Below are 5,308 nucleotides of genomic sequence, written 5' to 3' on the forward strand. Positions count from 1 at the left end.
ATTATATTACCTGATTCATTTCAGAATTGCAAGAACTTTTTATTCTTTTTTGAAATGAATTTTGTCATCGAGGCTTTGCCTCAACACGACTTTATCTAAGATACAGGATTATTTTAATTTTAGCAAGCATTTTTTCGGTGCAAAAATATCTTTTTCATGGTAGAGTTGCTAATGAACTTACATATAAGGAGGAATTATTATCAAACATTATGATTTAGCAATTATTGGCGCTGGTCCTGTCGGACTATTTTCCGCTTATTTTGCTCATTTACATGGTCTTAAAGTTGTCTTACTTGAATCTCTTCCAGAATTAGGTGGTCAGCCCGCCGCTCTTTATCCTAATAAAGTTATACAAGACATCCCTGTATTTAAAGATATTAAATCATTTCAACTAACTGAAAAGCTTTGTTCTAATTTAAGTAGTGATGTGACTATCATTTGTAATTATAAGGTAGAAAATATTATTCACGAAGATTCTCAATTCATTATCAATGATGATTTGATTTCTAAAACAGTCCTTATAACAACAGGTAATGGTGCTTTTAAACCCAAGGCTTTCCCTCTCCCAATTCCTACCAGTATAGATAATAAACTTTCTTATTTTGTAAAAAATCCTCAAGACTATCAAAATAAAGAAGTAGCTGTTCTTGGTGGTGGCGATTCAGCTCTTGACTGGGCTCTAGAATTAAGTCAATATGCCAAGGTTTCTTTGATTCATCGACGCAATCAATTTAGAGGACTTGAAAGTAATGTTGAAAAAGTTAAACATAATTCTCAAATTTCTGTTTTAACCCCCTACTTACCTGCAAACTTAATTGATAACTCAGGAAGATGTGAATTATCTCTTAAGAAAGTCGGTACAGATGAAACAAAAACAATTGTTTTTGATAATCTAATAGTTGCATATGGTTTTCGTGCTAATAACCGTTTTGTTAAAAAATGGGGAATTGAATTAGAAAATGATTTGATAAAAGTAGATCGAAAAATGGAAACTTCTGTAAAAGGAATTTTTGCAGCTGGTGACAGTGTAGGCTATGATGGTCGCGTTCCAATTATTGGAATTGGTTTTGGTGAAGCACAAGTAGCTATTACATCAATTATGCAAACAATTTTTCCTAATAAAAAGATGACTATCCATTCTACAAGTATTTAGGTGATGACTATGACAGAAAATCAGGAACATTTTTATCAACATACAATTGCATTATTAAATGAACGTGGTGTAACTTTAAAGGATATTGAAGATTTAGTTTATTATTTGCAAAAAGACTATATTCATCCTCTTACTCATGAGGCAATGCAAGAAAGCATTGAAAAAGTCCTCCAAAAAAGAGAAGTTCAAAATTCAATTATTACTGGAATTGAACTGGATAAGCTTGCAGAAAAGAAACAACTTTCTGAGCCATTACAATCAATCATGGAAAATGATGAACCACTATATGGTTGCGATGAGGTTTTAACTTTTTCAATTACTAATCTTTATGGTTCAATCGGTTTTACAAACTATGGCTACATTGATAAAACAAAACCTGGCATTTTAAAGTGGTTAAATGATAAATCAACTGGTAAAATTAATGTCTTTCTTGACGACCTAGTTGGTGCTGTTGCAGCAGCTGCTGCTAGTCGTTTAGCCCATACTCAAACAGATTTAGAAGATGACAGTATTTATTCTAGAAAGGACTAACAATGGGATTAATTTCATTTATTTTACACATTGATGACCACTTAGTTAATATCGTTAATCAATTTGGCAATTATACCTATTTAATTTTATTTGCAATCATTTTCATAGAAACCGGTTTAGTTATTTTTCCATTTTTACCAGGCGATTCGTTAATTTTTGCGGCAAGCGCAATGGCAGCCAATACTAAATATGGATTAGATATCTGGCTAGTCTATCTAGCAGTAGTAATTGCAGCTATTTTAGGAGATAGTGCTAACTATGAAGTTGGTGCTTGGTCAACAAGAGCCGGCTCCAAACATGCTTGGTTTAATAAGTTAATAAACGAAAAGAACCGTTACGCTGCAGAGAAATTTTTTGAAAGGCATGGTTCAATTACGATTGTAATAGGTCGGTTTATTCCATTTATTAGAACATTCGTCCCATTCATTTCTGGCGGTAGCAAAATGCATTATGGGCATTTCATAACTTACAACATCTTAGGTGGTATTTTATGGACCGGGTTATTCTCAATAATAGGTTACTTCTTTGGGAATTTACCAATCGTAAAGACACATTTTTCATTAATTGTGATTGCAATTATTTTGGTATCAGTTGTCCCAATTGCAATTGTCGCCTTAAAGAAAAAGATGACATTAAAAAAAGGATTCCATTAGGAATCCTTTTTTTATCTAGTCAATCGGATGCTTTTCAACAAGTTTTTGAACACCTTCAGCTACCTTTGAAAGAACTGCTTGATTATCACTATTATTTAAAGCGTCGATAATCAGCTTAGCAACTGCTCGACTATCTTCTTCATCAAAACCACGACTTGTAATGGCTGGCGTCCCAATTCTTAAACCACTAGTAATAAATGGTGAACGATGATCATTAGGAATTGCTTCTTTATTAGTTGTTATCATCACACTATCAAGTAAATTTTGAGCATCTTTTCCAGTTAAACCAGTCTTAGTAATATCTAAAACTAAAAGATGATTTGCTGTACCACCAGTAACTACTCGAATAGTATCTGAATCATTTAAGACCTCAGCCATTGCCTTAGCATTTTTGACAACTTGCCCAATATAAGTTTTGTATTGTGGTTGTAAATCTTCATAAAAAGCTTGCGCTTTAGCAGCAATAACGTGTTCTAAGGGACCACCTTGAGAGCCAGGGAAAACAGCAGAATTAAACTTTTTACCTAATTCTTCAGAACGAGATAAAATCATCCCACCTCTAGGACCACGCAAAGTTTTGTGAGTAGTTGTAGTAACAACATCAGCTACTGGCACAGGGTTTGGATGATAGCCAGTAGCAACTAACCCAGCAATATGAGCCATATCTACCATTAAATATGCCCCTACTTCATCAGCGATTTCTCTAAACTTATCCCAATCAATAATCTGACTATATGCAGAGGCTCCTGCAACAATGATTTGTGGCTTAATTTCTAAAGCTTGCTTACGAATTGCATCATAATCTAACCGTTCTGTCGTAGGATTTAAACCATAAGCATATGTTTTATACATCTTACCAGAGAAGTTAACTTTAGCACCGTGAGTTAAGTGGCCTCCAGCATCCATTCCCATCCCCAAAATAATATCACCAGGTTTAAGTAAAGCTTGATATACAGCTGCATTTGCTTGAGAACCTGAATGAGGTTGGACATTGGCATAAGCTGCTCCAAATAATTTTTTGGCATGATCAATTGCTAATTGTTCTGCAATATCAATATATTTACAACCACCATAATATCGCTTACCAGGATATCCTTCCGCATATTTATTAGTTAAAACAGAACCTTGTGCTTCTTCAACCGCTTTAGAAACAATATTTTCTGAGGCAATTAATTCAATTGTATGTTGTTGTCTTTTTTCTTCTTGGGCAATCGCATCCCAAAGTTGTGGATCTTTTTCTGCATATTTCACGAGCAAGTCCTCCTTAGATAAAACTAATAAGTTAATTATAGCATTATCCAGTTATTTTTCCATAAACCATTCTTGAACATTTTTAGCAACTTCTTCTGGCAAATAACGTACCCTAACTTGATAGCCAAAATGCTTATCCATCACTTCAAGCTCAATATGCATCAATTTCTTTTTCTTCATCCAAACACTTTGTGTTAGCTTCAAATATTGAATTTTTTCTCGTGGGAAAATTGCATTAATGATTTTGAAATAACGCTTAGTACCAAAATATAAATATTGGTCATCATAATTTATTCCACTAGAGCAAATTAAAATAACAGACGCTACTAGACTGTACACGCCTACTAGTAAATTCAAGCCAAGAATCCAAACAAATGCACCAGACAAGAAGAAATACGACATCACATTAATTATGACACTAGTGATTAACAGCCAATTAAATCGATAAATAAAAAGTGATCTTTTTCCAGCTGAAGATAAGCGATGCAAATTTTTCACTTTACTTGGCCAAGTCGGTAACAGCTCATGTAAAACTTCACTTGCTTCTTTGCGCTTAACCACGGGAATTAAATTAACATTTCCTTCTTCTTCATCGGTTAACTTAGAGGATGCAATTGCTTGAATACTGACTAACTTAGTTATGTACCTTAAATAAGTTGCTTCAAAAATAATCCCTTGAATCCTCTTTACGGGTAAAGTCATTTGTGTTTTAGAAAATAGACCACTTTTAGACTTTAATTGATTTTGTTCATTATGAATACTGAAATTAAATAACCGTTGCCAAGTATTAAAAAAGGTTAAGCCTATTCCAATCAATAAAAATAGGATAATCATCGGCAAACTGTTGTCGATTTTAATATCAAAATCCGCAACTTTTTCATAAAGACTGTAAACCATTAATGCCCCAGCTATAACTCCTGGAGAAGTAATCGTATAAATCGCCAAATCACGGTTATTAATATAATATCCACTTGGTTCTTCTAAAATAGTTGCTACATCAGCAATTTTCATTGCATCTTGCAAGCGCTCTAATTCCGCTTGACTTACAACTCGCAAAACAATAGTACCCTCATCATCCTGATTAGCCGTTTCAAGAATGACCTTAGTTTGCTTTAAAGGTTCCATCCAAAAAGGATATTTAGTGTGTATCGTTTGAATTCGTGAATAAGGGATATGCTTTTCTTTCTTTTCAAATACCCCTGAACGAATAATTAACTCTTTTTCTGAAATTTCATAAGTAAAAAAGAAATATTCTAGAAAAGTTAATAATAAAATCAAAGCAACAAAACTACCGATTTGTATAAGATAATTTCCCTTGAGGAAATTCAAATAATTGCATCCAATAATAATAGCTGGTAGGATTCCAATCTTATTCCTGACTTGATCCTTTAAGAAAAATAACATAGCTAATGGTGATAAATGCTTAGTCATGTTTATCCCCTGCCTTTTGAATAATATTTAGCAGTTGTTTTCTAAATAATTTAGCGTCTTCTAATTTCAATCCAGAAATCTTTTCACTAGAAGAAGCGGTATGTAAGTGCAATTCGGTTAAGTGTTGCCAACGTAAAAGTGGTCCCGCTTCAAGTGTAACTGTCTGAAGACGCGCCAACGGAACCGTAATTTGTTTTCTAAAAATATAACCTTTACGCGTGGTGCTAGTTAAATCGTTTTAGTTAATAAAAAAGTCCAATCTTGTTAGACTCGACTTGTAAATAGTAAT

5 protein-coding genes and 1 pseudogene are annotated in these 5,308 nt (G+C 33.5%); 3 read left to right on the forward strand and 3 right to left on the reverse strand.

What is annotated here, in order from left to right; all coding sequences use genetic code 11:
• Positions 1-220: 220 nt before the first annotated feature.
• Genes ETI37_RS07560 through ETI37_RS07570 form a run of 3 tightly spaced genes read left to right on the forward strand, consistent with a single transcriptional unit; the run spans position 221 to position 2,337 of the window.
• Positions 221-1,153 (forward strand): NAD(P)/FAD-dependent oxidoreductase, encoded by a 933-nt coding sequence (locus ETI37_RS07560; protein ID WP_180363087.1) that lies wholly within the window; start codon positions 221-223, stop codon positions 1,151-1,153.
• Positions 1,154-1,162: 9 nt separating this feature from the next.
• Positions 1,163-1,684 (forward strand): phosphatidylglycerophosphatase A family protein, encoded by a 522-nt coding sequence (locus ETI37_RS07565; RefSeq protein WP_006587684.1) that lies wholly within the window; start codon positions 1,163-1,165, stop codon positions 1,682-1,684.
• Positions 1,685-1,686: 2 nt separating this feature from the next.
• Complete coding sequence (locus ETI37_RS07570; protein ID WP_006585763.1) at positions 1,687-2,337, forward strand: VTT domain-containing protein; 651 nt, start codon at positions 1,687-1,689, stop codon at positions 2,335-2,337.
• A 15-nt stretch (positions 2,338-2,352) separates the two neighbouring features.
• Here the strand turns inward: ETI37_RS07570 and glyA are convergent, their stop codons facing one another.
• The 3 genes and pseudogenes from glyA to ETI37_RS07585 all read right to left on the reverse strand — a co-directional run.
• Positions 2,353-3,588, reverse strand: a complete 1,236-nt coding sequence (gene glyA, locus ETI37_RS07575) for a serine hydroxymethyltransferase (protein WP_006585764.1) — start codon at positions 3,586-3,588, stop codon at positions 2,353-2,355.
• 51 nt (positions 3,589-3,639) lie between these two features.
• Positions 3,640-5,019, reverse strand: a complete 1,380-nt coding sequence (locus ETI37_RS07580; RefSeq protein ID WP_143458509.1) for a PH domain-containing protein — start codon at positions 5,017-5,019, stop codon at positions 3,640-3,642.
• Positions 5,012-5,227, reverse strand: a pseudogene (locus tag ETI37_RS07585) (PH domain-containing protein); the annotation flags it as partial. The gene ETI37_RS07580 and the pseudogene ETI37_RS07585, both read right to left, overlap by 8 nt.
• Positions 5,228-5,308: the final 81 nt, after the last annotated feature.

The organism is Lactobacillus mulieris (assembly GCF_007095465.1).
Lineage (GTDB): Bacteria > Bacillota > Bacilli > Lactobacillales > Lactobacillaceae > Lactobacillus > Lactobacillus mulieris.

Bases quoted from the DNA above. Each gene is read 5' to 3' on its own strand.
- ETI37_RS07565 (WP_006587684.1), top strand. From the start codon at position 1,163: ATGACAGAAAATCAGGAACATTTTTATCAACATACAATTGCATTATTA.
- ETI37_RS07570 (WP_006585763.1), top strand. From the start codon at position 1,687: ATGGGATTAATTTCATTTATTTTACACATTGATGACCACTTAGTTAAT.
- ETI37_RS07580 (WP_143458509.1), bottom strand. From the start codon at position 5,019: ATGACTAAGCATTTATCACCATTAGCTATGTTATTTTTCTTAAAGGAT.